This is a genomic window from Leptolyngbya sp. Cla-17, assembly GCF_016807185.1.
Lineage (GTDB): Bacteria > Cyanobacteriota > Cyanobacteriia > Leptolyngbyales > Leptolyngbyaceae > ULC077BIN1.
Window position 1 is genome coordinate 1,488,594 of the sequence record NZ_JAEVYN010000001.1, and the last position, 24,389, is coordinate 1,512,982.

General features: G+C 47.7%; 29 protein-coding genes and 1 pseudogene. 19 read left to right on the forward strand and 11 right to left on the reverse strand.

Going from position 1 to position 24,389, the window contains the following annotated elements; translation table 11 throughout:
- Positions 1 to 151: 151 nt before the first annotated feature.
- Entirely contained in the window at positions 152 to 331 is a 180-nt protein-coding gene (locus JOY44_RS06600; RefSeq protein WP_171572863.1) for a hypothetical protein, read from the forward strand.
- Here the strand turns inward: JOY44_RS06600 and JOY44_RS06605 are convergent.
- Both JOY44_RS06605 and JOY44_RS06610 read right to left on the reverse strand, forming a co-directional pair.
- Positions 318 to 1,550 (reverse strand): acetate kinase, encoded by a 1,233-nt coding sequence (locus tag JOY44_RS06605; protein WP_171573744.1) that lies wholly within the window; start codon positions 1,548 to 1,550, stop codon positions 318 to 320. The two genes, JOY44_RS06600 and JOY44_RS06605, sit on opposite strands and share 14 nt — an antisense overlap.
- A gap of 190 nt (positions 1,551 to 1,740) precedes the next feature.
- Complete coding sequence (locus JOY44_RS06610) at positions 1,741 to 2,148, reverse strand: VOC family protein (protein ID WP_171572864.1); 408 nt, start codon at positions 2,146 to 2,148, stop codon at positions 1,741 to 1,743.
- Between the two features lie 293 nt (positions 2,149 to 2,441).
- Between JOY44_RS06610 and JOY44_RS06615 the strand changes: the two genes are divergently transcribed.
- Both JOY44_RS06615 and ada read left to right on the forward strand, forming a co-directional pair.
- Complete coding sequence (locus tag JOY44_RS06615) at positions 2,442 to 3,299, forward strand: DUF1206 domain-containing protein (protein WP_171572865.1); 858 nt, start codon at positions 2,442 to 2,444, stop codon at positions 3,297 to 3,299.
- A gap of 299 nt (positions 3,300 to 3,598) precedes the next feature.
- Positions 3,599 to 4,678, forward strand: coding sequence for a bifunctional DNA-binding transcriptional regulator/O6-methylguanine-DNA methyltransferase Ada (gene ada / locus JOY44_RS06620; protein ID WP_171572866.1), 1,080 nt, complete (start codon positions 3,599 to 3,601; stop codon positions 4,676 to 4,678).
- A 61-nt stretch (positions 4,679 to 4,739) separates the two neighbouring features.
- Here ada and JOY44_RS06625 read toward each other — a convergent pair whose 3' ends face one another.
- The 3 genes from JOY44_RS06625 to hisA all read right to left on the reverse strand — a co-directional run bounded on the left by JOY44_RS06625 (position 4,740) and on the right by hisA (position 6,459).
- Positions 4,740 to 4,958 (reverse strand): hypothetical protein, encoded by a 219-nt coding sequence (locus JOY44_RS06625; RefSeq protein ID WP_171572867.1) that lies wholly within the window; start codon positions 4,956 to 4,958, stop codon positions 4,740 to 4,742.
- Between the two features lie 66 nt (positions 4,959 to 5,024).
- A complete protein-coding gene (locus tag JOY44_RS06630) occupies positions 5,025 to 5,591 on the reverse strand; it encodes a Uma2 family endonuclease (RefSeq protein ID WP_171572868.1) in 567 nt (188 codons plus the stop codon).
- A gap of 94 nt (positions 5,592 to 5,685) precedes the next feature.
- Positions 5,686 to 6,459: a 1-(5-phosphoribosyl)-5-[(5-phosphoribosylamino)methylideneamino]imidazole-4-carboxamide isomerase gene (gene hisA, locus JOY44_RS06635; protein WP_171572869.1), complete on the reverse strand. Its 774-nt coding sequence runs from the start codon at positions 6,457 to 6,459 to the stop codon at positions 5,686 to 5,688.
- A 400-nt stretch (positions 6,460 to 6,859) separates the two neighbouring features.
- On the opposite strand from hisA, the gene JOY44_RS06640 reads away from it, so the two are divergent.
- Positions 6,860 to 7,792, forward strand: a complete 933-nt coding sequence (locus tag JOY44_RS06640) for a hypothetical protein (protein ID WP_171572870.1) — start codon at positions 6,860 to 6,862, stop codon at positions 7,790 to 7,792.
- A 116-nt stretch (positions 7,793 to 7,908) separates the two neighbouring features.
- Here the strand turns inward: JOY44_RS06640 and JOY44_RS06645 are convergent, their stop codons facing one another.
- On the reverse strand, positions 7,909 to 9,549 hold the full coding sequence (locus JOY44_RS06645; RefSeq protein ID WP_242541722.1) for a transglutaminase-like domain-containing protein: 1,641 nt from the start codon (positions 9,547 to 9,549) through the stop codon (positions 7,909 to 7,911).
- A 409-nt stretch (positions 9,550 to 9,958) separates the two neighbouring features.
- On the opposite strand from JOY44_RS06645, the gene JOY44_RS06650 reads away from it, so the two are divergent.
- From JOY44_RS06650 to JOY44_RS06685, 8 genes are all read left to right on the forward strand, one after another.
- Complete coding sequence (locus JOY44_RS06650; protein ID WP_171572872.1) at positions 9,959 to 11,152, forward strand: succinate--CoA ligase subunit beta; 1,194 nt, start codon at positions 9,959 to 9,961, stop codon at positions 11,150 to 11,152.
- 205 nt (positions 11,153 to 11,357) lie between these two features.
- Positions 11,358 to 12,269 (forward strand): succinate--CoA ligase subunit alpha, encoded by a 912-nt coding sequence (locus tag JOY44_RS06655; RefSeq protein ID WP_171572873.1) that lies wholly within the window; start codon positions 11,358 to 11,360, stop codon positions 12,267 to 12,269.
- A 218-nt stretch (positions 12,270 to 12,487) separates the two neighbouring features.
- Complete coding sequence (locus JOY44_RS06660) at positions 12,488 to 13,108, forward strand: hypothetical protein (RefSeq protein ID WP_171572874.1); 621 nt, start codon at positions 12,488 to 12,490, stop codon at positions 13,106 to 13,108.
- 20 nt (positions 13,109 to 13,128) lie between these two features.
- The gene (gene rnc, locus JOY44_RS06665) at positions 13,129 to 13,854 is read left to right on the forward strand and encodes a ribonuclease III (RefSeq protein WP_171572875.1); all 726 of its coding nucleotides are present in this window, start codon (positions 13,129 to 13,131) and stop codon (positions 13,852 to 13,854) included.
- A gap of 3 nt (positions 13,855 to 13,857) precedes the next feature.
- Positions 13,858 to 14,559 (forward strand): RibD family protein, encoded by a 702-nt coding sequence (locus tag JOY44_RS06670; protein ID WP_171572876.1) that lies wholly within the window; start codon positions 13,858 to 13,860, stop codon positions 14,557 to 14,559.
- 92 nt (positions 14,560 to 14,651) lie between these two features.
- Positions 14,652 to 15,908 carry a GNAT family N-acetyltransferase gene (locus tag JOY44_RS06675; protein ID WP_171572877.1) on the forward strand — a complete coding sequence of 419 codons (1,257 nt, stop codon included), beginning with the start codon at positions 14,652 to 14,654 and terminating at the stop codon, positions 15,906 to 15,908.
- Positions 15,909 to 16,063: 155 nt separating this feature from the next.
- The gene (locus JOY44_RS06680) at positions 16,064 to 16,282 is read left to right on the forward strand and encodes a DUF6888 family protein (RefSeq protein ID WP_171571756.1); all 219 of its coding nucleotides are present in this window, start codon (positions 16,064 to 16,066) and stop codon (positions 16,280 to 16,282) included.
- On the forward strand, positions 16,279 to 16,488 hold the full coding sequence (locus tag JOY44_RS06685) for a DUF6887 family protein (RefSeq protein ID WP_171572878.1): 210 nt from the start codon (positions 16,279 to 16,281) through the stop codon (positions 16,486 to 16,488). The genes JOY44_RS06680 and JOY44_RS06685 overlap by 4 nt, the downstream gene beginning before the upstream one ends.
- 226 nt (positions 16,489 to 16,714) lie before the next feature.
- On the opposite strand, the gene JOY44_RS06690 is transcribed toward JOY44_RS06685, so the two are convergent.
- Positions 16,715 to 16,918, reverse strand: coding sequence for a hypothetical protein (locus JOY44_RS06690; protein ID WP_171572879.1), 204 nt, complete (start codon positions 16,916 to 16,918; stop codon positions 16,715 to 16,717).
- 84 nt (positions 16,919 to 17,002) lie between these two features.
- Between JOY44_RS06690 and JOY44_RS32790 the strand changes: the two genes are divergently transcribed.
- Positions 17,003 to 17,753, forward strand: a protein-coding gene (locus JOY44_RS32790; RefSeq protein WP_415881097.1) for an IS1 family transposase whose coding sequence is annotated in 2 segments (ribosomal slippage) — positions 17,003 to 17,272 and positions 17,274 to 17,753 — 750 coding nt in all. Because the reading frame shifts where the segments join, the coding sequence is not laid out codon by codon here.
- 23 nt (positions 17,754 to 17,776) lie between these two features.
- Here JOY44_RS32790 and JOY44_RS06705 read toward each other — a convergent pair.
- A complete protein-coding gene (locus tag JOY44_RS06705; protein WP_203031943.1) occupies positions 17,777 to 18,472 on the reverse strand; it encodes a hypothetical protein in 696 nt (231 codons plus the stop codon).
- Between JOY44_RS06705 and JOY44_RS06710 the strand changes: the two genes are divergently transcribed.
- Positions 18,471 to 18,905 carry a transposase family protein gene (locus JOY44_RS06710; RefSeq protein WP_171572881.1) on the forward strand — a complete coding sequence of 145 codons (435 nt, stop codon included), beginning with the start codon at positions 18,471 to 18,473 and terminating at the stop codon, positions 18,903 to 18,905. The two genes, JOY44_RS06705 and JOY44_RS06710, sit on opposite strands and share 2 nt — an antisense overlap.
- Positions 18,906 to 18,916: 11 nt before the next feature.
- Complete coding sequence (locus JOY44_RS06715; RefSeq protein ID WP_242541723.1) at positions 18,917 to 19,117, forward strand: hypothetical protein; 201 nt, start codon at positions 18,917 to 18,919, stop codon at positions 19,115 to 19,117.
- Between the two features lie 2 nt (positions 19,118 to 19,119).
- Here JOY44_RS06715 and JOY44_RS06720 read toward each other — a convergent pair.
- A protein-coding gene (locus tag JOY44_RS06720) for an IS630 family transposase (RefSeq protein WP_197985024.1) occupies positions 19,120 to 20,003 on the reverse strand; the annotation gives its coding sequence in 2 pieces (ribosomal slippage) (positions 19,120 to 19,674 and positions 19,677 to 20,003; 882 coding nt in all).
- A 60-nt stretch (positions 20,004 to 20,063) separates the two neighbouring features.
- Between JOY44_RS06720 and JOY44_RS06725 the strand changes: the two are divergent.
- The 3 genes and pseudogenes from JOY44_RS06725 to JOY44_RS06735 all read left to right on the forward strand — a co-directional run.
- Positions 20,064 to 20,252, forward strand: a pseudogene (locus tag JOY44_RS06725) (transposase family protein); the annotation flags it as partial.
- A 60-nt stretch (positions 20,253 to 20,312) separates the two neighbouring features.
- Positions 20,313 to 20,492: a hypothetical protein gene (locus tag JOY44_RS06730; protein WP_171571961.1), complete on the forward strand. Its 180-nt coding sequence runs from the start codon at positions 20,313 to 20,315 to the stop codon at positions 20,490 to 20,492.
- Complete coding sequence (locus JOY44_RS06735; RefSeq protein WP_171571962.1) at positions 20,492 to 21,820, forward strand: IS110 family transposase; 1,329 nt, start codon at positions 20,492 to 20,494, stop codon at positions 21,818 to 21,820. The genes JOY44_RS06730 and JOY44_RS06735 overlap by 1 nt, the downstream gene beginning before the upstream one ends.
- 244 nt (positions 21,821 to 22,064) lie before the next feature.
- Here JOY44_RS06735 and JOY44_RS06740 read toward each other — a convergent pair whose 3' ends face one another.
- Together JOY44_RS06740 and JOY44_RS06745 are read right to left on the reverse strand one after the other, a co-directional pair.
- Complete coding sequence (locus tag JOY44_RS06740; protein ID WP_171572882.1) at positions 22,065 to 22,397, reverse strand: DUF5615 family PIN-like protein; 333 nt, start codon at positions 22,395 to 22,397, stop codon at positions 22,065 to 22,067.
- Positions 22,394 to 22,624, reverse strand: coding sequence for a DUF433 domain-containing protein (locus JOY44_RS06745; protein WP_171572883.1), 231 nt, complete (start codon positions 22,622 to 22,624; stop codon positions 22,394 to 22,396). The genes JOY44_RS06740 and JOY44_RS06745 overlap by 4 nt, the downstream gene beginning before the upstream one ends.
- 400 nt (positions 22,625 to 23,024) lie before the next feature.
- Between JOY44_RS06745 and JOY44_RS06750 the strand changes: the two genes are divergently transcribed.
- Positions 23,025 to 24,320 carry an FAD-dependent oxidoreductase gene (locus JOY44_RS06750; protein WP_171572884.1) on the forward strand — a complete coding sequence of 432 codons (1,296 nt, stop codon included), beginning with the start codon at positions 23,025 to 23,027 and terminating at the stop codon, positions 24,318 to 24,320.
- The last annotated feature ends 69 nt before the right edge of the window (positions 24,321 to 24,389 follow it).

Below are 24,389 nucleotides of genomic sequence, written 5' to 3' on the forward strand. Positions count from 1 at the left end.
CTTCGCGCCTCAAAAGGCGTTTACACATTATCCTGATTATCAGGCAGCTTTACCTCAGCCCAATATGCTAGATTTGCCCCATATGCCAGACTTAAGGAATTTGCCTTGATCCCATTGAAGTCTGGACCAGTTCTTTTCAAACCGCACGGCTATGAATCGTTTTCAGCAAGCTTGCGCGATCGCGCTTTCCCTTTACGTGCTTTACCTGCTGAAGTCAGCGGCCGGAATTGATATTTCGACTCAACATCATGCAATCGATTTAATCAAAATTCCTGCAAATTCTTTAATCCATCGATTTGACGATGCCGTGCGTTTTTTCACTCAGGCTTGACGGATTGAGCTTTTTCTACAAGTCGCCAGCATTCCTGCGCGATCGCCCAATCTTCTTGAGTATGAATCACCAGTACCTTTACTTTAGAGTCTGGTGTGGAAATATCCATATCTACTGGATGGCTACTGTTTTTTTCGGAATCAATCTTTACGCCTAAAAAATTAAAGGTTTGACAGGCAAGCTCTCGCACTAAGGGCACATTCTCGCCCACACCTGCTGTAAACACGATCGCATCAAGCCGATCTAAGTTTGCCAGCATAGAACCGATTGCCGCCTTCAGACGATGCATATAGATATCAAATGCTAGCTTGGCGCGATCGTTGCCTTTTTCAATCTCAGCCAAAATCTGACGCATATCTGCGCCTAGCCCAGAAATGCCCTTTAGACCCGATTCTTTGTTGAGAATAGTCTCTAACTCATCAGCGGTACAGCCATTTTTTCGCATCAGGTAGATTAAAATGCCGGGGTCAAGCGAACCAGAGCGGCTGCCCATCATCAAACCATCCAGCGGCGTAAAGCCCATGGTCGTATCCACGCTGTAGCCATCGCGAATTGCAGCCAGAGAACAACCATTGCCCAGATGACAGGTAATCAGCCTGAGATCTGACAAGTCGCGCTCCAGCAAATGCGCTGCCCGTTCGGAGCAATATTTATGACTGGTGCCGTGAAATCCGTAGCGACGAATCCCGGCTTCGAGCCAATCGTAGGGACCGGGATAGACATACACGTCGCGCGGCAAGTGAGCATGAAAAGCGGTGTCAAACACAGCAACTTGGGGGATTTCAGTTCCCAAGATCGTTTCGATGATTTCAATTCCTTCCAGATTTACGGGATTGTGAAGTGGCGCGAAGTCAGCAAGACGGGAGATCGCCGCTTTCACTGCCTGCGTGACTTGCACACTCTCACGATAGTCTGCCCCGCCATGCACCACTCGATGCCCCACCACATCAATATCGCTGGGTGCCTTAAGAACCTGAGTGTCGCCCTGCCACAAGGTTTGCAATAGCTGCGTTGTTGTCTCAGCCTTGGAGGTAGAAGAAACAATTTCCTTCAGCACCGTTCCATTGGCTGCCACCCTTAGGGCTGCTTTACCTGGCTCTATGGTCCAGTCAATTGTCCCTTCCCACAGTGGCTCTGGCGGATGGTGTAACTCGCCCGACAACTCGTAGAGGGAGGTTTTTTGGCTGCTGGAGCCAGCGTTTAGCACCAATATCTTCATCACTCACAGCCCTTCGACATCCTCCAAAGCCTACTGTATTCTTCTAAGATTCGCTGTGTTGGCAGCAATTTTTGAAAAGGTTTCTCGCGATCTCCTTCGTGATCTTTTCAATTTTAGGAATTAGATTTTAGGGGTTAACTATTCGCACGACTGCTGGCACGAGGTGAAACGAATGCAAGATGGGTGCCGTTTAGCTAGGGTTTTCGACGCTTGGCTCCATGTAGACAAGTTCCCAAATGTGACCATCTAAATCCTGAAATCCATGTCCATACATAAAATCGTGGTCTTGCGGCTCATTATAGGTTGTGCCACCCGCAGCGATCGCAGTGCGAACCATCTCATCAACTTTTTCTCGACTCTCGGAAGACAAACACACCAGCACTTCCGTGCTTTTCGTTGCATCACAAATCTCTTTGGGCGTAAACGTCTTGAACCTATCGTGAATCAGCAACATGACAAATATACTCTCACTCACAATCATGCAAGTGGCTGTTTCATCGGTAAATTGAGGGTCAAAACTAAAGCCAAGCTTAGTGAAAAACTCCACAGATTGATTGAGATTTTTGACGGGTAAATTAACAAAAATTTGAGTAGCCATGTTTTCTTCTTTTGCAATTTAACGAGCGTTAAAGTCTCAGCACAAATCAACTAATGGTAAGCTCAAAATAATAAGCAGCGTTTAGCACCTTACTAAGACCTTAATTGCTTACAGCACACTACCAATTTCAGACTGTTTAGCAATATTGGGCGATATTGCAATTCATTACCTCTTACCTCAGAAGGGCGAGGATAGTGATTCTGTCCTGACATACTAAGCTTTTATCACGCTACGCAATAAGCACAGCTTGATTGCATCAACACTGCAAACTCACAACCGGGGACATAACAGTCATGAAAGGGCGGAATTCATCCACTGGAAGTGCTAGAAATCAAGCAGAGCGAGTAGCGCAACAGGCAGCGGCTAACCCTTGGGTAGAACGATTGGCCCGCTTAGGTTTTGCAGCGAAAGGAATTGTTTATACGTTGGTTGGCTTATTAGCAGCACAGGCAGCACTGGGTCCAGGTGGTAAAAAAACCGATACCCAAGGCGCACTACAAACAATTGTCACTCAGCCCTTTGGGCAAGTTTTGCTGAGTCTGGTGGCGATCGGGTTATTAGGGTATGCCCTTTGGCGCTTGGTTGAAGCGGTTGCTGACCCGGAGCAAAAGGGCAACGATGCCAAAGGGCTGCTTCAGCGCTGTAGCTATGCAGGAAACGGATTGATATACGCCAGTTTGGCGCTAACCGCAGTGCAAATCGTTTTGGGTTCTGCTGGGGGTAACAGCAATGCCTCACAAGATTGGACGGCTCGCTTGCTCACTCAACCCTTTGGGCAATGGTTGGTTGGAACACTTGGTGCGCTGGTGATTGGGCTTGGCTTTTACCAGTTTTACGAAGCTTACAAAGCAAAGTTTCGAAAGAAATTGAAGCTAAATGAAATGAGCGATGCTGAACAGACTTGGACTACTTACTTGGGTAGGGTTGGCTTGACAGCAAGAGGAATCGTTTTTGTAGTCATTGGCTTTTTCTTTATTCAGGCAGCACGGCAGTCTAACCCTAATCAGGCGAAAGGTTTGGGGGGTGCCCTAGAAGCACTGGCGCAACAACCTTATGGTGCGTGGATTTTAGGTGTTGTGGCGATCGGGCTGATTGCTTACGGCATTTACTACATTGTGCAGGCGCGCTATCGGCATATTGGAACTGCCTAAAAGTTAAAGCTTCAGGTCTCATGACACCCTTTCAACCCCTCAGCCAGAAGGAAAGCTGAGTTGGAGGATAAACCAGAATTGGTCATTGTGCCGCCTGTGAAACAGACGTAGCACTAATAAGATTCAGACGTTAATGACTGCAATATCTCACGACTTAGCGCATGGTTAAAGCCACAGAACTATTGCGTGAAAGTCAATCAGGATGCTAATTGAATTAGACCGCAAGAATCTGATAGTGGATTGCTAGCCTAATTCGTATCATCATGATTCAAAGCGAATTTTGAGTTTTAGGACGGGCTATGCAAATCGCGATCGCTGAATTATTTTCGACTGATGCACTGCGTTGGGATGCAGTAGCTAGTCGCGATCGCCAGGCAGATGAGACTTTTTTCTATGCAGTCACAACAACGGGCGTTTACTGCCGTCCAGCCTGTGCTTCACGGTTGCCCAATCGCCAGAATGTTCGTTTCTTCCAAACCTGCACTGAGGCAGAACAGGCAGGTTTTCGTCCCTGCAAGCGATGTCAACCTAATGCAATGTCGCCGCGAGAGGAGCAAGTCCAACTCATCGCCAAAATCTGCACACTGATTGAAACATCCGAAGAATCGCTGTCATTAAATGAATTGGCGGTCACAGCGGGATTGAGTCCATACCACTTTCAACGGTTGTTTAAAGAGATTGTGGGCGTGACTCCCAAACGATATGCGATCGCTCAGCGGGAACAGCGGGTTCGTGATAGTTTGCAGCAAGTTACGTCTGTGACTCAAGCGATCTATAACGCTGGGTTTAGTACAAGTAGTCAGTTTTATGCCGGAGCGAGCGATAAATTAGGTATGGCAGCCAGTCAATACAAAGCTGGGGCGACAAACATTGAAATCCGGTTTGCGATCGCGCAATCGTTTCTGGGCTTGGTTTTAGTGGCAGCGACGGAGCGGGGCGTTTGTGCGATCGAGTTTGGCGACACCCCAGAAATGCTAACAGAGCGATTAAAAACGCGCTTTCCCAATGCTCAAGTACAGGAATCCGATCCGACTTTCTCGAATTGGGTCGCTCAGGTGATTGGATTGATTGAAACCCCTGATCGCGGACTCAATTTACCCCTCGATATTCAGGGTACTGCCTTTCAACAGCGAGTTTGGCAAGCGTTGCAAACCATTCCACCAGGAACAACGGTGAGCTATGCCGATGTTGCCAAACAAATCAATCAGCCTACAGCCGTAAGAGCAGTTGCGACTGCCTGTGCCGCCAACACGCTTGCGATCGCCATTCCGTGCCATCGAGTGGTTCGCAGCAATGGTGATTTGAGCGGCTATCGTTGGGGCATTGAGCGAAAACGCGCCCTGCTTGAGCGAGAAGCATTGAGACGAACAACCTACTAGTGCCCTTACGTAAGAGACAGGGAATAACCCACTCAAATTGAGCGAGGTCGTCCTACAAGATTTACAAATGTCTGATGGTAATCGCTTCCCAATTTGATTTTGGCTCGGTGGTCATGTGAAACAGGACTTCTACCTGGCGACCTTGACCATTGAGTCCAATCACCAGCAAACCCCGATTGGTCTGCTCTTCTGCAAAAATGGCTTTGAGATCGGAATATTTCATGACTTGCCGTTGGACTTGCTTGTCAACTTTTGGCGATCGCGCAATCATTGCAAACACAGTTAGGTTGGATCTGCAACGCTGCTTGAATTTTGCGTTGTTATGCCGTTAAAAAACACGTTGAGTTTAATCTTGCCCAAGCTTGAGCCAGCTAAAAACTTGAACTGGCGTGATCACTAAGGTGAGCTTGTCAAGAACGGGTAGAGACTGTTCATCGGCATACAATCGCGGGGTTTGATTTGGGGTAAATGTCAGAACCGAGCGATCGCTAGCATCAATTAACCAGCCTAGCTGAGTGCCATTGTTGACGCAATGCAAAATTTTATCGATGACTGAGTTAGCGCTTTGGTTAGGCGAGAGAATTTCAATCGTCCAATCGGGTGCAACAAAAACATCATCCGTGGGTTCCCCGTCTGCATCAAATTCAATCGTCTGCCATTCCAATACAACTACATCCGGCACCAAAGAGCGATTGTCAAAAGTGCAGCGTAATTCTGGAAAAGCAAATGCCAGCTTTTGAGGTTCTGCAATCTGATTGATAGCCGCAGTGAGTTTAGCTTGAATAACAGAATGCTTGCGCTTTGGCATTGGTTTTTGAACAATTTTGCCGTCAACAAATTCGCTTGCAGGTTCAGTTTCGGGCAGGGCAAGAAATTCGTCGAGCGTCAGAGGTTTAGTAGGGGTTGCAACCATGTTGATTTCCCAAGGTGTTGTTAGCCGAGTATAGTTTTGCAGACCAGTAAATTGGCTCTACATCAACCCCAAAAAAGGTGATTGGTTCTCCATTTTAAGCGAAGGCGGAGGAGCCAAAATCGGGGGGGACATCTTGCCAGCGCCCTTGACCCACAGCGCGGACAGCTTCTTTTAAGGAAACTTCACCGGTGTAGAGAGCTTTGCCAACGATCGCGCCTGTTACGCCCAGCGGTTCTAACGACAGCAAGCTGAGCAAATCGCGTACAGAACTCACGCCGCCGGATGCAATGATGGGAATTTCGATCGCCCCTGCCAACTCGCGCAGAGCCTCTAGATTTGGACCTTGCATCGTGCCATCCCGATAAATATCGGTGTAAATAATCGCCGCTGCACCCGCGATCGCCATCCGCTGAGCCAGTTCCGTCGCCAATACTTCGGAGGTTTCAATCCAGCCGCGGGTTGCCACCTTGCCAGCCCTTGCGTCAATCCCCACCACAATTTGGTCGGGGAACTCTTGGCAAAGCTGAGTCACTAGATCCGGCTGTTCGACCGCGATCGTGCCCAAAATAATTCGCCGCACCCCCAGATTGAGCAAACTGACAACACTTGCGCGATCGCGCAAACCGCCACCCACCTGCACGGGCATCTCAACCGCACGAGCGATCGCCTCAATCGCCTCCAAATTGACTGGATGTCCTGCTTTTGCTCCATCCAAATCCACCACATGCAAATAGGTTGCGCCTTCCGCCTGCCATTGACGCGCCACCTCTACTGGATTTTCGCCAAAAGTTTGCACCTGGTCATAATCGCCCTGATACAAACGCACACAGCGCCCGCCCAGTAGGTCAATCGCGGGAATCACATCCATAACCAAAGCTCCATACCTAAATTTTTCGCAGCGATCGCGCGCCCTCTCCAGCCTACCGGGTTCCAATCAATTTCGTGAACCACTAGTGTTAAAGCTAACCAAGTAATTGACCCAGTTTGCAAACAATGAAAAAAATAAAATCTCAAAATTCATCGGAAACATCACGAATGAAGGCCTCACTGCTCCCAATTGAGCGCATAGATTACTTCTTTAAATTACTTTGAAGCTATTGGTAAAGCAGTATTTCAGGATTGTCCGTGGGTACTCTTACAACTTGATGCCTCTGAAAAAATCAAGAATGCATCCGAGCTTAGAGAAACCCTAGATCGCAATTTTTTTAGGTTTCCTTCGTTAGTTTCTAGTAACTACTGAACATTGCTTGCTCAGAATTAATACAACCATGAGACTACTGCAAATTCTATCTATTGTTTTTTGGGGAGTAGGGAATCTTGGGAGCGGGATTCTTTTGCTCTATGTGGAGTGGACTTATTTACGCCACAATTTTGTCCAAATATTCAATCCATTTTTACAGTTGCAAGTCTTGGGAACACTTTTGAGCATTCCGCTCTCCTGGATTTTTTTAGGGATGACGGTTTTAGGTCATTACGCAGTGGAGTCTGTCGAGCAACGGCTTAACAGAAGCAATCAACAACCTAAACCGACACCAAAACAAGTTGTCTCCAATTCAAGAGTACAATCCAGTATTCCGACACCACCACCTGCACCTGCTCAACCCTTACGTACAGATACCTCCACCCGACAGCGCCCTTACATTCAGTGCCGTATTGATCAACTTGAAAGAATTGCCGATGCTGAATGGAACAACAAGCAACTTCTAAGCAAAATCAATCATGAGTTAGAGTCTCGTCGCTCTTGGGGAAGACCTCAAGCTCTTCGTGAACGCATTACCCAAAGGCTGACCCAGTTGCATAGTACGCAATTTGTGCGGACAACGACAGCCACGTTTGGTTCACAAGATCTATCAAGTGATGTCTTTCGGTATAGCGAAGGCTTGCTAAGCCATTGTGGCTATGAAGTTGGAGCAAATGGGTTGCCAGAAAGCCAACGTCGGCAAATTCTTGATAGCGTCTTTTTAGAACGATTGCCTTTTGTTAATGACACCGCCTATTTAGGTGAATGGGGCGAACCTGGTACATCTCAGAGATTACAAAAATCAGCTAATTGCATTGCCGCTTTCGCACGCAATGCACGCCGCAGAAACAGTGGTAATTTAAGTAACGCCATTCAAGAATGGGAGGCTGATTTAGCTTATTTGAAGCAAACTTACTATAACGGGCGCTTCCATTTTCCATGGCCACAAACAGGCATTTAGGCTTTGTAACGGCTCATCTCGTTATAAATTCTTCGAAGCAGAGTGGTCATCCACTTGGGTGGTCGGTTGATTTCTTCTTGCTCAGCGCTCTGAATTCCCTACTCCGAACCTCTTACTCAGTTTGGCGGTGGCAACTCATCTAGCACCGTAAACCGGACGTGGTTAATTGCTAGTTCACCAATCGAAACTGTATCCACTGGTTTGCCTTGCGACATCAAGGTTTCAAACGGAATGCCCTTGGCAATTTCGGCGTGATACCAGGGTAAGCCCATGAAAAAACGCGTGGGATAAGGACCACCCTCGCCCGTATCATCTGGGTTCGATTCCATCGGCAGCCAGCCATAGCCAGGAATATAAAACTCAATCCACACATGGTTATAGTCTGGTTCTAGCGGCACCAGGCGATATTCTGCTTGGGGCGGACACTTGTAACGCCCCACGGTGCGGCAGGCAATGCCATTTAGTCGCGCCAGCGCCAGCAACAATCCCACATATTCGCCACAGGAACCCACGCCCCGCGCTAGTACAATATCGGGCGGCTCGATGCGGGGAGTCAGCGCATAGGAGAGTCGATCGTAGACAAAATTACGAATCTTGAGCATCTTCCGTAGGATGTTTGTTTCAGTGCCGATCGCCTCCCGTGCGGCTTCCACAATCAGCGGCATATCCATCGCCAGTTCATCATCATCCACCAGATACATTGCCTTAAACTCAGGCGACAGCGGTGGCACTTTATCTACATCGTCAAAAGTAAATTGGTATTTGATTGCCCGGACTTCTAGCAGCGCTTTCCAACCAAACAAATGGCGCTCGTTCGGTTTCAGCGTCTCAAACTGAAACACAGCAACTCGCTGACCATCCTGAATTTCTTCAGTGTAAGGTCGTCCAATCGGTTCAATGGATCGCACCTTTTGGCGATCGGTTTCAGTGGGCAGGGCAATGCGCCATTCCAACTGCTTCAAATTCACCTCTTCTAAAGGCAGCAGTTCCTCTGCATAGGACATTTCAATCAGGTAGCCATTCGACAGGGCGCAATGAGTTTTAGGATTGTAATGAAACTGCAAGGGATGAACAACGGTGCGATCGCGAAAGGATACCTCATAGGGATTATCCAAATTATTGGGATTATCTCGAATGAACGCTTCATCCTTGGCGTAGGACACATAAAGGATCTCGCTACCCGTAGTCGGATGGCGATGGAAAGCAAGCCCGGTAGGCGATTCAAAGGGAGTTAACACGGAAAACTTTTGTTCCCCTGTTGCCCGATCCAAGCAATATACCGTTTGTTCCGTGCGATCACACACCCACAGTTCTTCTTCTCGCACCACCAGATTGGCAGATCCCACCCCAGGCAGCGGCAACCGAGTAATTTCTCGGCGAGATGCTTGCTCAAAAATATAGATATAGCCTGCCCTTTGCGAGGCAACATAGATCGTCGATTCCCAAACCCCAACTCCGGTTATGGGGTAGGGCACTGTGAAAAAGTGCTGCAAAGAAAACGCACCAAATTGGCAAAAGAACACGCTATTATCACGCGCAACCCAAAGTGTGTCTTGCAAAAGCGCTAGCCCTGCTGCTCCAATAAAGTTTTCTACCTGCAACGTGTTTAGAATCGTGGTGTTATCAGTCGCTGGGTTAATCCTGAGCAAATAGCCACGAATTGAGTCGAGGGCAATGAGATCATCACCCAAAAAGCCAATACCTTGTAAAGCACAGGCAGCCAAAGGACGAATAGTACGGAGCCAGGGATCTTGCACGGCGAACTCGATAGTAAATTTGGATGATTGAGGGAAAGAAGTTTCAAGGATAGGCTGCATACAGTCAGCCAGCCTCTACAGATAGCACAAACAGATTTTTCCGAAAACACCATCAAATCATAATTGCAAGGGTCGGATTAGAACTGTATCTAGAAGATAGTTGGCAAAAACTTTTGATACCGCCGTTAGCAAAAGACAGGCTTGTTCTAAAGAAGGCGATCGCGAAAAATAAACTGCTCGAACTGGGTTACCGTTTGATATTCTGCTGTTCCTACCGTAGGATAAACAGATTCTGTAAATGAATTTTTCCACAGTTGTACGCAGTTTACCGCGATTCTGCTTGATGTATGCCTGAGCAATGGAACGCCAATGGATAACTTGGAATTGTGGAGCTGAAGGGTATAAATGAATGGATCTACTGGAATATCAAGCAAAAGAATTGTTCCGGGCCATGGGCATTCCAGTGCTGCCCTCTCAGCGGATTGAGCGCCCGAAGGATTTAAAGGGTTTAGTCATTCCCTATCCAGTTGTGCTGAAATCTCAAGTTTACAACGGGGAACGGGGACGAGTAGGAGGGGTGAGATTTGTTGAAAACACGATTGATGCGATCGCGGCTGCGCAAACAATTTTCAACTTATCCATCTTGGGAGAGTATCCCAAAGTGCTATTAGCAGAAGCTAAGTATGATGCGGATCAAGAATTTTATCTTGCCATCACGCTAAACCGTTCTGTGCGCCGACCCGTATTATTAGGATCGCAAAAGGGTGGCATTGACGTAGAGATGGCGATTGATCAAATGCAGCATGTCGTCGTTGAGCAAGAATTTTCCGCTTACTATGCCCGTAGACTGGCGCTAAAAATGGGGCTAGAAGGCACTCTAATTGAATCAGTCAGTTCTGTTGTGGAAAAGATGTATCAGCTTTTTGTACAAAACGACCTAGATTTAATCGAGATTAACCCCTTAGGCGTAAGTGCAAGCGGCGATGTCATGGCGCTGGATGGAAAAATTAGTGTCAATGACGATGCCTGGGCGCGTCATCCGCATTTAGAAGCTCTAATTACCAGGCTGGAAGGCAGCAGTTCTCCATCATCCGATATTTCGATTGTTCCAATGGAATCCGACGGGCAGATCGCGATCATTTGTAATGGTGCCGGATTGACTATGGCAACCATGGATTTGGTCTATCAAGCCGGTGGCAAACCAATTAGCTTTTTGAATATTGGCAGTGAAACCCGCGCAGATTTTTCACCTGCGCAGCTAAAACGCCATCTCCAAGAAGGATTAGAATACATGACACAAAACAAGCAAGTGAAAGTGGTTTTAATCAATCTCATTAGCAATTTGGTTCCCTGTGATGAAGTCGCAGATATTATTGCAGCTTCGGTTGGGCAGCCCATCCCAAGAACTTCTTCCTTGAAGGGCATTCGACCAAGCACACTGATTGCTCAGGCAACGCGAATGCCGGCGATGGTTGTTCGATTAGTGGGCAGTCAGTGCGATCGCGCCCAGTCGCGGCTGGCAGCAAACCAAATCTCTTTACTCGACAATCTAGATGAAGCTGTAACTCAGGCAGTTGCGCTAGCAAAAGCAGGTCGTAGCTAGGTTCGATTCATAGGTGCCTGTTGCGATCTCTTACCCAACTTTGTTCAAATTTTTAACGAAAAGCTAACAAAAAATCGCTCGACTGTAATCAAGATTGCAGCGGTATCTTCAAACCTCCGCAATTCTAGACATAGGCTTTTTTGCAATCTTCCATCTATTTCAGATTTAATTCTCTCCTGCGCTCAACGCTATTATTCAAATTGTCATGAACTTTACGCCCCACAACAGAGTCCTAATTCAGGGAATTGCAGAACCTTTGGCAACCGTGCATGCCTTACACATGAGAACTTATGGTACTCGTATTGTGGCAGGAGTTAGCCCCGGCTATGGCGGCACAAAGGTGGATGACATTCCCGTTTTTGATCTGGTGGAAATGGCGCTATCGGCAGTGGGCGAAATTGATACCACCATCATCTTTACCCATCCCTATGCAGCCTTGGATGCAGCCCTAGAGGCGATCGCGGCAGGCATTCGGCAGATTGTTCTCATTACCGAGGGCATTCCTCCGTTGGATATGGTCAAACTGCTCCGTAAGGCAGAAATAACTGAAACATTAATCGTGGGTCCAAACAGCCCTGGGGTAATTGTGCCAGGACAGCTGCTATTAGGAATTCACCCCGCTGAATTTTACACGCCGGGGGCTGTTGGGTTGATTAGCCGTAGTGGCACTTTGACCTATGAAATTGCCCGTGAACTGACCCTTGCCGGGTTGGGGCAATCCATGGGAGTGTGCATTGGGGGCGACGCGATTCTAGGATCATCCTTTCCTCAGTGGCTCGAAATTATGGATGAGGATGAGCATACCGATATTATTGTGTTGGTTGGCGAAATTGGCGGTGATAGCGAAGAAGCAGCGGCTCACTACATTGCAGAGGCGATCGACAAACCTGTAATCGCTTATGTTGCCGGACATACTGCTCCTAAAGGGCGGCGAGTGGGTCATGCTGGAGCAATCATTGCATCCCAAATTTCTGAATTGGGCAATGAAATTGGCACTGCTGCTAGCAAAACTACTGCATTTGAACGGGCAAAAATTCCAGTAGCAAATTACCCATCCCAAATTCCAACATTAATCAAAAAAACTTTAAGGCTGCCAACAAAACAATCCAGTGTGTAAACGCCGGAAAGCGGGATGCACGATTTGCTGCCAAATACCTAACAGGAATAAATTCTAAGTCTTACCCAATTCTTCAGAAAAATTACTTAAGTGTGTAGATTCTGCAAAGCCCTTTAATGATGGGAGTTTGATCTCACAGGCAGGTCTTAGGATAAAAGCAGGGATAGGAGATTGCTCCTATTCAACTCTCGCTATCTGCGACATTGCAGGATAACTACGTGAATAGCAGTATTTCTCAGGACATCACTCCTCAAGTCTCAGATATTTTTACTCCCTGCCGTCGCTTACTAGCCGTCGGAGAAACAAAGCGGGGTGGTCTAATCCTTTGCAAGCCCTACTATGCTGAGTTTGCGGGTCCGGGTGCCGCTATCGCTAGCCCAACCGAATCAGGGTATTCATCCATTATTGCGATTGGCGATCCAGACCTGCTTGAGGTCATCGGTCCCATTGATCGCCAACGCGCCTATAGTCGAAGAATTCAGTGGGTTCGCTGGCTGCAAAAGATTGTGTTTCATCCTGATCCAGTTCAACGCGCAGAAAAGCTATTTTCGGGATTTGAAGAATTTTTTAGTGGCGAAGTTGTGTCACGCATTCCCGATGAAATTTTGGCATTACTGGCAGGCGTATTGCCACAAACAATTTCAGCCGTGCGATCGCAAAATCGTCATTTTGGGTTAAGTGATAGTTTCAGATACACAAATGCGTGCGAGGCAGCGGTGCCTATTGTCATTTTAGATGGAACTACCTTTCAGCCGATTAAGTTGCGAGCTTCCCAATCTGAGCGGTCACCCTACTTAGGGCTTGCACCAGAGTTAAGCAGGTTACCTCAGAGTGCCTAAAGAACTGTTAGGCTGATGGAATGGTCATTCCGTATCCGCCTCGCCAAAAAGACTTAGAAACCCTAGTTCAAAAGCTAGGGTTGTCAAAAACTGCGCCAATTAATTGGAATTTGCTAAATTTAGCCCTGACCCATCCCACGGTCTCACCGACAGCAAACTATGAGCAGCTAGAGTTTGTCGGAGATGCGGTGATTCGATTAGCCGTGGCTGAGTTTTTGCTAGAAAGTTATTCTGAGCTGCCGGTGGGCGAATTTGCGGCAGTTCGTTCTATGCTGGTGAGCGATCGCACTCTCGCTCGGATCGCGGCTGACTATGGGCTGGCTCGCTATCTGTTAGTAACCAATAGTGCCCTCAACGATAAATTAGGCGAAGAATCACGTTTAGCAGAATCTTTTGAAGCCATTTTGGGTGCCTTATATCTCAGTACCCACGATTTCTCTCTGATTCGCCCCTGGCTTGATTTTCAGTTGATTCCATTAATCGACGAAATTCGTACCGATCCTGCCCGTCAAAACTATAAAGCAGCTCTGCAAGAGTGGACACAGGCGCATTATAAATTGCTGCCAACCTATCGCCTCACTGAGTCAGATACCTCAGCTCTACCGCACCGCTTTACTACAGAAGTTTGGCTGCAAGATCAGTGTCTTGGGCAAGGAAGCGGACGGTCGATTAAGGCGGCCGAGCAAGCGGCTGCCCAGGTTGCTTTTTTCGTTGTTTGTGTGCCACAAGAGCGCGATCGCGGCTAGTTCATGGCCCAGCCGCTGCGTCCTTTCATCACCGTGGTTTTGGCGATTAGTCTAGATGGCAAGATTGCTGATCGCCAACGTTCTCCCGCAAGATTTGGCTCTGCTGCCGATAAACATCATCTAGAATCACAAATTGCCCAAGTCGATGCCGTGCTGTTTGGTGCAGACACATTGCGCTCCTATGGCACGACGCTACCCATTTCTCACCCCGAATTCTTACGGCAGCGCCAAGCTCAAAATAAACCTCCTCAGCCGACACATATTGTTTGTTCTGCCTCTGGCAACATCAACCCTCAACTTGCATTTTTTCGGCAACCCATTCCCCGCTGGCTCCTCACAACAGCTACTGGGGCTGAGAAATGGACCGATCAAGACGGCTTTGAGCGGATTATTGTGGCAGAACAATCCGGTGGCGTGGATTGGGTTGCAGCCTTTCAAAGATTGGCGACCTTGGGCTGCGATCTCATTGCGGCGCTGGGTGGTGGCGAACTGATCGCTGGATTGCTCACCGCAGAGTGTGTAGACGAATTTTGGGTCACCGTTTGCCCACTTATTTTAGGTGGACGCAATGCCCCAACCCTCGTTGAAGGTGAAGGCTTTCTAGAAGCGATCGCGCCTCGTTTAGAGCTAATCGAAGCGCGATCGCTCGACCAAGAAGTGTTTCTACATTATCGAGTCAAGCGAAAAACAGACAGTGAGCGATAAGCAGGCAATAGGGAAAAAACCAAAAACTCCGAACTCCTTCCCCCACTTTTAGTTAGATGCATTACGCTGTATGAAGTTTAATCACATGAGCAATGGTCGAACAGCTAAAGCCCCGCTATTCCGTGACTTGGGTCAATTGCATTGCAGATATTCCACAGGCTGATTGGGATGCTCTGGCAGTTCCACTTAAAACTCCGTTCTTTGAGTGGGAATGGCTGAACAATATGGAAACTTCCGGCAGCACCACTGCTCGCACCGGATGGCTACCTAACCACTTAACGATATGGCGCGAACATTCAGCGGGTGATCTGTCCCGACGCAGCCTGATTGCCATTGCGCCCCTGTATGTGAAAGGGCACAGCTATGGTGAATTTGTGTTTGATCACCAATGGGCAGAGTTGGCAGGGCGATTGGGGATTGAATACTATCCGAAGCTGCTGGGCATGTCGCCGTTTACGCCAGCAGAAGGCTATCGGTTTTTGATTGCGCCTGAAGAAGACGAAGATGCGTTGACTGGGCTGATGGTTGACGCGATCGAACAGTTTTGCGATCGCAACAATATTTCTGGCTGTCACTTTCTCTATGCCGACCCTGAATGGAAACTATTAATGGAGCGCCACGGATTCAACACCTGGCTACACCACAGCTTCATCTGGCAAAATCAAGGCTATCAGACTTTTGAAGACTATTTGACCGGATTTAATGCGAACCAGCGACGAAACATCAAACGAGAACGTAAAGCCGTTGAGAACGCAGGGTTGGTGCTTAAAACTTGGAATGGAGACGCTATTCCAGAATCTTTGTTCTCTCTTATGTATACCTACTACGGTGACACCTGCGATAAGTTTGGCTGGTGGGGTAGTAAATATCTCACGCAAAAGTTTTTTGAACAGCTTTACCCCAACTACGCCCATCGCGTCGTTTTTGTCGCCGCCTACCAAGAACACGATCTCCACCGTCCCGTAGGTATGTCCTTTTGCCTCACGAAAGGCACCAAACTCTATGGGCGCTACTGGGGTTCATCCGATGAAATCGACTGTCTCCACTTCGATGCTTGCTACTACACGCCAATTGAATGGGCAATTGATCACGGCATTCAAACATTTGATCCGGGTGCAGGCGGACGGCATAAAAAGCGACGCGGCTTTCCCGCAACACCCAATTACAGCCTGCATCGCTTCTATCATCCCCGCCTTTCTCACATCTTTAGCACCTATATTGGCGAGGTGAATGAAATGGAACAGCAGGAGATAGAAGCTATTAATCAAGATTTGCCCTTTAAACAAGAAAACTCATCCGCAGAACTGGCATCTCAAAGATTACTGGAATTGGAGAAGGAAAAATTTTAGGCGTTGCTGTGTGGAGTAAATCAACACGATCGCTGCTCAAATGATGTTTGCAAAGTGGCTAGAGGGCGATCGCGCTTCAACTAACTCAGTCATAACGACCTACTCAAGACAGATACTTTTAGTTATTCTAAAATGCTGATCATAGCTTTTCGGGTATGCTGTGGACTGATATTCGGGCATACATTGATTATGGGGATAGGATGCACATTACAGCACAAGCGTTGAAGTGTTTTCAGCTTTGCTGTGACCTGACTAACAAATATTGCTCGATTGATCCAGTGACTCTGGATAAACGGACTGGGCAAGTGGTTATCTTGTCGAAAGAAGAAATCAATATTGAGATTGATCCAGACGGAGATTGGAGGTTTGTATGAGCGTAAAACCGGACTTCGCTATGATGACAACGCTACAACTTCGAGCGTATGTTTTGGAGCATCGCGATGAAGATGAACCCTTACAAGCCTATCTTGATAGACGGCGTTCTGAGAATCCTAATTCACGGGTTTATAAAGCTGAAGATGACGTGACTGAAGCGATCGCAGATTATTTGAAAAGCAAAAGACAGCAAGAGGCTTCCTGAAAACGTTCGTGGTCAGCAATTGAAAGTATCTTCATAAATCCAACTGGCGGTTTGCAGTAGTCTTCCGCCTCAACGTTGTTATGTTGCGGATTGTTAAGATCACAAGTTGCTTTTAACACATTAGTAGTCTCGTATTATAGCGGTTCTTCGTCGGATGAGGTACAGATAAGACGACACAGGGTAAGGGTTTAAGCCTCTAGTTTGTACCTTACGGGAACCGAAAACGCTATAATTCTCCATCACTAAGCTCAATCTGTGCGGCTAGATAAACTTGATCAATACTTGTGGGTGTTCCAATACTTTGAATTACCTCACTTAAAACTTTCACTGAAACGTTCAAAACTTTTGTGTGTGGCTCCAAAATCAAAATTTTGAGGCAATCACGATAGTTGCTAAATTTTGGAACTGAATTTTCAATCAGCTTCAACATTTGAGCTTTTATTATTGGCAGGTAGTGGACTAGACCTGTAGAAACAGGTAACAATCAAAAGGGTAGTTGTCTGGAGACTTGAATATGGTGCTTGAACCGATTCTTTGCCCAACCTGCGGAAGTAACGATGTCGTCAAGCATGGTCAATCAGGTGAAGGCAAGCAACGCTACAAATGTCGCAACTCCCAATGTTCTCGCTCTACTTTTATTCGCGACTATCGGTATCGTGGATACCTCCCAGAAGTGAAACGGCAAATTGCAGATATGGCAGTCAACGGGAGTGGGATTCGAGATACCGCCCGTGTTCTCAAGATTAGCCGCACAACGGTGATTGAAACGCTAAAAAAAAGACCGTCACCTCAAAGCAATCAATGAAGCTCGTTTGGCAGAACTTGAACCGACTCAAACGATAGTGAAACTGTGCCAGTGGGAAGATCTGGAGGCTGAAGCTGACGAAATGTGGAGTTACGTCGGTTCAAAGAAACAGCAACGGTGGTTGTGGCACGCCATTGACCATCAGACGGGTGAAGTGTTGGCGTATGTGTTGTCTCATCATCAAGACAGTGCTTTCTTGGCACTCAAAGCGTTGTTAGAACCCTTTGGGATTATGCAGTTCTACACCGATGCTTGGGGTGCTTATGAAAGACACCTCGATCCAAGTCTACACAGGGTGGGTAAACGCCATACTCAGAAGATTGAGCGCAAGCATCTGACCTTACGCACCCGAATTAAACGGTTGGCTCGCAAAACCATTTGCTTTTCCAAATCCATCTGGTTGCATGATGTCGTCATTGGATTGTTCATCAACCGCTATGAGTTTGGCTTAAATGTTTAGATTTATTCCACAGGTCTAGTCCATTACCCTTTTATTATTGGCATTGCATTACCCAGTTGGTGGCTGTCATAAAAGTATGACGACGTTTTCAGTCGAATACCCACACCAAAATCTATCGGACTGTCTTCTCGATCCATCTCGGATAGTTCAAAAAAGCTCCAAGGAACAAGATCATCTGAATAAATTCCTTGTGCATTCTTAATCTCATATTCATGTTCAATTACTGCACTTGCTATCTCGTCAGCCAATTTAATGATTTCTTTTTTACTGGCTGGCATATCTACATCTTTAATCTCAAGAATGTACAGACTATCAGAGAAAGTATCGACTACTTTTTCTAGAAAAATATTGTTGAATTGATGCCAGAGCTGATGCTCCCTAATATGGCTTGGAGGAAATGCAAAAACTTTACGCTCAATCACCATTTTTGCATCACCGTCGCAAAGCAAAACTTCTGGTTCTGGACTTGTACGATTATCGTTTTCGGGAAAAGATTTGAGAATGTAATTTGTATGGTGCGTGGAATTATAACTATCTACAAAGCCTTTGAGATTCAACCACTCATTCTGATTGCTAGGTGGAAGACATCTAAACGACAGTAAAAAATCAGCTTCATCCATTAGACTTCCTGCACGAATAGTAAAAGAGTGTGCCAGTTGAGATCGCGTCGTTGCACAATCATATAGCAGGCAAAGAGCCAGTGCAGGAGGAATCGTCATGTCGTACCGAGAGATCGAGTTTCTTTCAGATGGTGAGTTCAAACGCTTATGTGGGGTGAGCCGTAAAACATGCAGTGCAATGGTCGAGGTGGTAGGCCCTGCACTAGACCGACGAGGACGCAAGGGCGGTCAAGCCAAACTGAGCGTGGAAGACCAACTGTTGGTGGCATTGGAATACTGGCGAGAGTATCGCAGCCAGTTTCATATCGGGGTGAGTTGGGGATTGCATGAGACCACGGTTGGGCGAATTGTGCGAAAAGTGGAAGACCTTTTGGTCAAATGTGGCAAGTTCCGGCTACCGAGCCAACGCCAGTTGTACCAACCCGGTTGGGAGTGGAAGGTGATGATGGTCGATGTCGGGGAGATAGAAATCGAGCGCCCTAAAAAAAACAGAAACGCTACTACAGCGGCAAACAAAAATGTCACACCCTGAAAGCGCAAGTGGTGGCGGAGTTTGACACCGGGCAAATCATTTGTACCGCAGTGGATATAGGTAGAACGCACGACTTCAAACTGCTTAAGCAAAGTCGTTTACCGTTTGTTTCTTCGCAGTTGTGTTTAGCAGACCGAGGCTATCAAGGCTTTGCCAAACTTCATGCTGGCGCTTGTACCCCAACCAAAAAGCCTCGCAAGCAGCTATTATAGCACTACGAAAGTACGTTAGGACAGTTCTTAAACGCGGCATCGACACAATCCCGAAAGTTGTCAAATTCATCCCACCGTTGCCGCATCCAGTTTTTGAGCACAAACCACCAACGCTCAATCTTGTTCAAGTCAGGAGAATAGGTCGGCAGATACCAGATCTCACATCCTGCTTCAGCCACCAGTTCAGTGATGTATTGAGAGCGATGAAAACTGGCATTGTCAATCACAATGACATCACCGGGTTGCAATTGAGGTAACAGACATTGCTCTAACCAGATTTCGAATAAGTCTCGGTTGCACGAACCTTCAAAGGTTAGTGGAGCAATCAGCTTTCCTTGACAGAGTGCGGCAATCCAACTGACGCGCTCAGTTCGTTTACCCGATTTGAGCGCGTGGAAGCGTTGCCCAACCTTGCAGTAGCCGTAGGCATAGTCCTCTCGGTTATCAATGCCTGCTTCATCAACGTACACCACTTGAGCCGTTGGTTTTGTCTTCAAGCGTTCCTCAAACTCTTGACGCTTGAGGTCATCGCGTTCTTGATAGCCGTAGGTCTTTTTTTTCGACTTAATCCAAGTTTACCTAACGCATCACTGATGTTTTGCTGACTCACCCCGTCTCCCCACAACTTCGCCATTTCCCCTTGGCTCTTGCCGCCATGCTCTCGGACAAACTCACGAAACCGTTGCCAATCTGTGATTTTATGTCTACATCCCTGCTGATAGTGAGTAATCGCTCGGCACTCTCCTGTTTGCTCTTTTCGCTTCAGCCACAGGTCGAGGGTGTTACGACTGATGTTGAACATCTGACTCACATGACTTTTGCCTTCTCCGCGCTCAACTGCCGCGATCGCTTTTTGGCGAAGGTCATCGCTGTAGGGTCCTGGCATGGGCAATTTCTCTATGCACTCTCATCCCTATGATATGTCCTAGCACTGATTTGTAGCGCTATACCAAAGGAAGAAAAGCAGCATAACCGAGCCTTAGCACGACTGCGGGTGCGAGTTGAACATGTGATTCGCCGCTTCAAGATCTTCTGCATCTTCTCAGGGCGTTATCGTAATCGTAGAAGGCGGTTTGGCTTACGCTTAAATATCATTGCTGGCTTGTTGAATTACGAACTGACACAGGCCTCATGATTTATGCAGGAGACATCATGAGCGATTGCTCACACCCTGGGATGAAAGTGGTAACGTCAGATGAACTGGTTTAGAGGTCGAATTGGAACTAGTGCCAATCAGCCTGAGCAGGAGACTGACCGTACCCGCCCTTGGGACACCCATTTGTGCATTTCGCCGACTGCGAGACAGCACGCAAAGCAGGATCAATTAACGACATGGCGGGTGAACCAGCTTAACCCTAATCAAGGAGAAGCCTGATGCAAGTCACCCATGAGCGCTGCGCTGGAATTGATGTTCACAAAAAGACGGTCGTGGTCTGTTGCTTAAGTTTGGATATGAATGGGAAACCGCAGCGCGAAACCCGCACCTACGGTACGACCATCCGCGAGTTGTTAAATCTGTGCGACTGGCTATCGAGTAGCGAGATCACGCACATTGCCATGGAAAGTACAGGGGAATATTGGAAACCCGTGTACAACGTATTGGAGAGCAGCTTTGAGGTGATAGTCGTGAACTCGCATCACTTCAAGCAAGTACCTGGACGCAAAACCGATGTCAAAGATGCCGAGTGGTTAGCCGAGCTACTGAGCTATGGACTCGTCCGTGGCAGTTTTATTCCACCCCTGCCCCAACGTGATTTGCGCGACTTGACCCGCCAGCGCACGACGCTGATTCGCGAACGCGCGAGTGTCATCAATCGCCTGCAAAAAGTGTTGGAATGGGCAAATCTGAAGCTGGCATCGGTGGTCAGTGACATCGGGGGAGTCTCGTCGCGCGCCATACTCAAAGCACTGGTGGCAGGAGTTGAAGACCCAGAAGCCCTCGCTGAACTTGCCAGAGGACGCATGCGATCCAAGCAAGCCGAACTGATTGCAGCGCTCTCGGGTCGAGTGCGGGACCATCATCGGTTCTTGATCCAAATGCATCTCGACCATCTAGAGTTTCTCGACCGCCAGCTCAAACCGTTTGACGCGCGAATCGAGCAGTTGATTGAGCAGCACATGCCTCCGGTCGAAGTCCTCGTTCCGGCGGCTGAATCCAAGCCTCAGACAGATTCTTCCTCTGACCTGCCGTTGGCGTGGCAGCAAGCGATGCCGTTGCTCGACAGCATTCCGGGAATCGCCCGTCACAGTGCTCAACTGCTGCTGGCAGAAATCGGGAGTGATATGCGACGCTTTCCCAGCGCCGCGCATCTGTGTAAGTGGGCTGGGGTTTGTCCGGGCAATCATGAGAGTGCGGGCAAACAATACTCTGGCAAAACTCCACCCGCAAATCGCTGGTTGCGAAGCATCTTGGTACAAATGGCAAATGCTGCTGTGCGCTGCAAAGCCTCCCATTTTGCTACGGTCTATCGCCGACTTGCGTCCCGTCGGGGACACAAACGCGCCATTGTTGCCGTCGCCCACCGCCTGTTGATTGCGGTCTATCACATCCTCAAACAACACCAACCCTACCGCGACTACCGCACTACCGATTCGGGGCAACGCACCCAACACCAACTGCTCCAAACCTTGCAGCACCGGATAGAGCGGTTGGGATATCAGGTTCAATTAACGCCCCTTACCGCCCCTCAACCACCGAGCTAGTCCTCTATTTTCAAAGCAGGTCTATTTAGAAAATTCCTACGTGCTTACCATAAGAGTACACAATTAGCACTAAGCACCGCATAAGCAGCCTATTTTGATAGACGGGTAGAAACTCTGCCACAAGTTGTAATCGCTATCTAACGTTAACCATCTAGTTTTTGATACAGTCGTGGTTCGTAGCGATCGCCGCTACATCTTCTCTATCTGTAAAAGCTGGGGAAAGAGATCCAAAGCTATTGGTTCACTAAGATAAAGCAAGCAGCGACAAATTCTTATCTTCATAAAATAATTTGATCGCGTTAAAATCTCGACGCAACAAATTTTCAACTTGTAATGTCGAACAGTTTCCAAGGCGAAGCCAAATAACTTTTGGTGGATTTCCAAATACTAAGCTCAGGTCGTGCATGTCCGCGTCTTTCGAGACAATCATCAAATCATTGTCTTTTGCATAATCCCAAACTACTGGGTCGACCGTTGCTTCCATGCCTACATCTCGAACGTGAAGCGAATTTGGGAAAAGATCACTTAAACGATTCGGCAACTTAGGCGACAAGTTTTCATCGAGAAGTAATCTCATGTGGGTAATGGAGCTGTCATAAACCGACGCTCACGGTCAGCGGCATAAGCAATGCAGGCCTTTAAATCTTCTCGCGTCAGATCAGGAAAGTCGTCGAGAATTTCTACTTCGGTCATCTCGGAAGCCAGGTACTCAAGCACTTCATAAACCGTAATTCGCAAGCCACGTACACAAGGTTTACCACCGCGTTTATTGGGTTCGATCGTGATGTAGTTTCGGTAGTTCATCGTTTAAATTATCGTCATTGTGTTCTTGACCTTTGCAAACTCTCAGATTATGGCTGCGGATCTGGCTCTGCATCAGCACCAACAGATGGCCTGCATAACAGCTCAATATACTGAAAATTTTCGCATAACACCCTCAATTAGGGACTTATGCAGAAAATTTCTTGTAACAAGCTCAACCTAAGTAGACGAGGGTTTGTTGCGTTGTGGGCTGTTTTAGTGAATGGGTAGAACTTTTGCCGCAAGTTACCACGCTCGCCAGTAAGGCTAATCATCTAGCGCTTAATAAGCCGGGGGTTGATAGAGAAGCGTAATCGCCAATCAACATATGCCGTAGTTGTGTCAGGTCTTTGTAATAGGATTAAAGGCGTTGGTGCAAGCGGCTGTAGATTGAGTTGAGCATATGTCTAAAACGACCCGTGTGATTGTGGTGGGTGCTGGAATTGCAGGGCTGGCGGCGGCTAGCAGGCTCCAGTCCTTTGGGTATACCGTAACGGTGCTGGAAGGGCGCGATCGCATTGGCGGCAGAATCCACACTGATCGCAGCTGGGGCGTTCCGGTGGAACTGGGGGCGACCTGGGTGCATGGCATGGATGGCAACCCAGTGATGGATCTGGCACAACAGTGGGATCTAGAAACGGTGACCACGGATTACGAAAATCTTTGGCTCTATGACACGAAGGGCGTTGCTCTAGAAGATGACGATCAAGTAGAGCTAGAAGAGCAATTTTGGGAAGCGCTGGACGAAGTGGAAGAACTCGTCGAGCAAATGGATGAGGAGAATGAAGCGGATATTTCGCTGCAAACCGCGTTGGATATTGTGTTGAGTAAATGGGAACTGTCTGCTCAAGATCGGCGCGAGTTGGATTATGCGATCGCTTCTTTGATCGAGCATGAATACGCTGCCGACAGTGCTGACTTATCGTGCTATCACTGGGATGAAGGCGAAGAATTTGATGGCGAGGATGGTCTATTTCCCAAAGGCTACGACCAGCTTGTGACCGCAGTAGCAAAAGATTTAGATATTCGATTGGAGCATCCTGTGAAAGCGGTGGAGTACCAGCAAACAGGTGTGCGAGTACAGTGTCAGGATGACACCTTTGAAGCAGACTACGCGATCGTCACCGTGCCGCTGGGAGTGTTGAAGGCAGGGTCCGTGACGTTCTCTCCAGCTTTGCCGGATGCTAAACAAAAAGCAATTCACCGCTTGGGCATGGGGACGCTGAATAAAGTTGTTTTACGTTTCCCCAAGATGTTTTGGGAGAAGTCGGCAGAAGTGATTGGCTACATTCCAAAGAAAAAGGGCGAATGGGTTGAGTTTTTTAATTTCTACCCCATTACCAAACAGCCGATTCTCGTTGGGTTTAATGCAGGTAGCTATGCCCAAACTTTAGAAGACTGGTCGGATGAAAAAGTTGTGGCAGCAGCAATGCAAACTCTGCGAACGATCTACGGCGCAAAAGTGCCCAATCCGACCCATCACTGCATTACTCGTTGGCGTTCTGACCCGTTTACTCAGGGTGCCTATTCCTTCCTGGCAACCCATGCTACTGATGAGGATTACGATAGATTGGCGGAACCTGTGGGCGATCGCCTCTTTTTTGCTGGAGAAGCGACTTCCCGACAATATGCTGCAACGGTGCATGGGGCGCTGCTTTCAGGCTGGCGAGAAGCTGATCGCATTCACAATCTCGACTAGAATGAAATCCATCTCTAGGAAGATCTCTGGTTGTCTTAGGGCAGAAATCAGAGTTAGATAAGAAGCTAT

What these genes read in the sequence shown, in the direction of transcription:
- JOY44_RS06600 (WP_171572863.1), top strand. Translation starts at nt 152, where the DNA reads ATGAATCGTTTTCAGCAAGCTTGCGCGATCGCGCTTTCCCTTTACGTG.
- JOY44_RS06605 (WP_171573744.1), bottom strand. Translation starts at nt 1,550, where the DNA reads ATGAAGATATTGGTGCTAAACGCTGGCTCCAGCAGCCAAAAAACCTCC.
- JOY44_RS06610 (WP_171572864.1), bottom strand. Translation starts at nt 2,148, where the DNA reads ATGGCTACTCAAATTTTTGTTAATTTACCCGTCAAAAATCTCAATCAA.
- JOY44_RS06615 (WP_171572865.1), top strand. Translation starts at nt 2,442, where the DNA reads ATGAAAGGGCGGAATTCATCCACTGGAAGTGCTAGAAATCAAGCAGAG.
- ada (WP_171572866.1), top strand. Translation starts at nt 3,599, where the DNA reads ATGCAAATCGCGATCGCTGAATTATTTTCGACTGATGCACTGCGTTGG.
- JOY44_RS06630 (WP_171572868.1), bottom strand. Translation starts at nt 5,591, where the DNA reads ATGGTTGCAACCCCTACTAAACCTCTGACGCTCGACGAATTTCTTGCC.
- hisA (WP_171572869.1), bottom strand. Translation starts at nt 6,459, where the DNA reads ATGGATGTGATTCCCGCGATTGACCTACTGGGCGGGCGCTGTGTGCGT.
- JOY44_RS06640 (WP_171572870.1), top strand. Translation starts at nt 6,860, where the DNA reads ATGAGACTACTGCAAATTCTATCTATTGTTTTTTGGGGAGTAGGGAAT.
- JOY44_RS06650 (WP_171572872.1), top strand. Translation starts at nt 9,959, where the DNA reads ATGGATCTACTGGAATATCAAGCAAAAGAATTGTTCCGGGCCATGGGC.
- JOY44_RS06655 (WP_171572873.1), top strand. Translation starts at nt 11,358, where the DNA reads ATGAACTTTACGCCCCACAACAGAGTCCTAATTCAGGGAATTGCAGAA.
- rnc (WP_171572875.1), top strand. Translation starts at nt 13,129, where the DNA reads ATGGTCATTCCGTATCCGCCTCGCCAAAAAGACTTAGAAACCCTAGTT.
- JOY44_RS06670 (WP_171572876.1), top strand. Translation starts at nt 13,858, where the DNA reads ATGGCCCAGCCGCTGCGTCCTTTCATCACCGTGGTTTTGGCGATTAGT.
- JOY44_RS06675 (WP_171572877.1), top strand. Translation starts at nt 14,652, where the DNA reads ATGGTCGAACAGCTAAAGCCCCGCTATTCCGTGACTTGGGTCAATTGC.
- JOY44_RS06680 (WP_171571756.1), top strand. Translation starts at nt 16,064, where the DNA reads ATGCTGTGGACTGATATTCGGGCATACATTGATTATGGGGATAGGATG.
- JOY44_RS06685 (WP_171572878.1), top strand. Translation starts at nt 16,279, where the DNA reads ATGAGCGTAAAACCGGACTTCGCTATGATGACAACGCTACAACTTCGA.
- JOY44_RS06690 (WP_171572879.1), bottom strand. Translation starts at nt 16,918, where the DNA reads ATGTTGAAGCTGATTGAAAATTCAGTTCCAAAATTTAGCAACTATCGT.
- JOY44_RS06710 (WP_171572881.1), top strand. Translation starts at nt 18,471, where the DNA reads ATGTCGTACCGAGAGATCGAGTTTCTTTCAGATGGTGAGTTCAAACGC.
- JOY44_RS06705 (WP_203031943.1), bottom strand. Translation starts at nt 18,472, where the DNA reads ATGACGATTCCTCCTGCACTGGCTCTTTGCCTGCTATATGATTGTGCA.
- JOY44_RS06730 (WP_171571961.1), top strand. Translation starts at nt 20,313, where the DNA reads ATGAACTGGTTTAGAGGTCGAATTGGAACTAGTGCCAATCAGCCTGAG.
- JOY44_RS06735 (WP_171571962.1), top strand. Translation starts at nt 20,492, where the DNA reads ATGCAAGTCACCCATGAGCGCTGCGCTGGAATTGATGTTCACAAAAAG.
- JOY44_RS06740 (WP_171572882.1), bottom strand. Translation starts at nt 22,397, where the DNA reads ATGAGATTACTTCTCGATGAAAACTTGTCGCCTAAGTTGCCGAATCGT.
- JOY44_RS06745 (WP_171572883.1), bottom strand. Translation starts at nt 22,624, where the DNA reads ATGAACTACCGAAACTACATCACGATCGAACCCAATAAACGCGGTGGT.
- JOY44_RS06750 (WP_171572884.1), top strand. Translation starts at nt 23,025, where the DNA reads ATGTCTAAAACGACCCGTGTGATTGTGGTGGGTGCTGGAATTGCAGGG.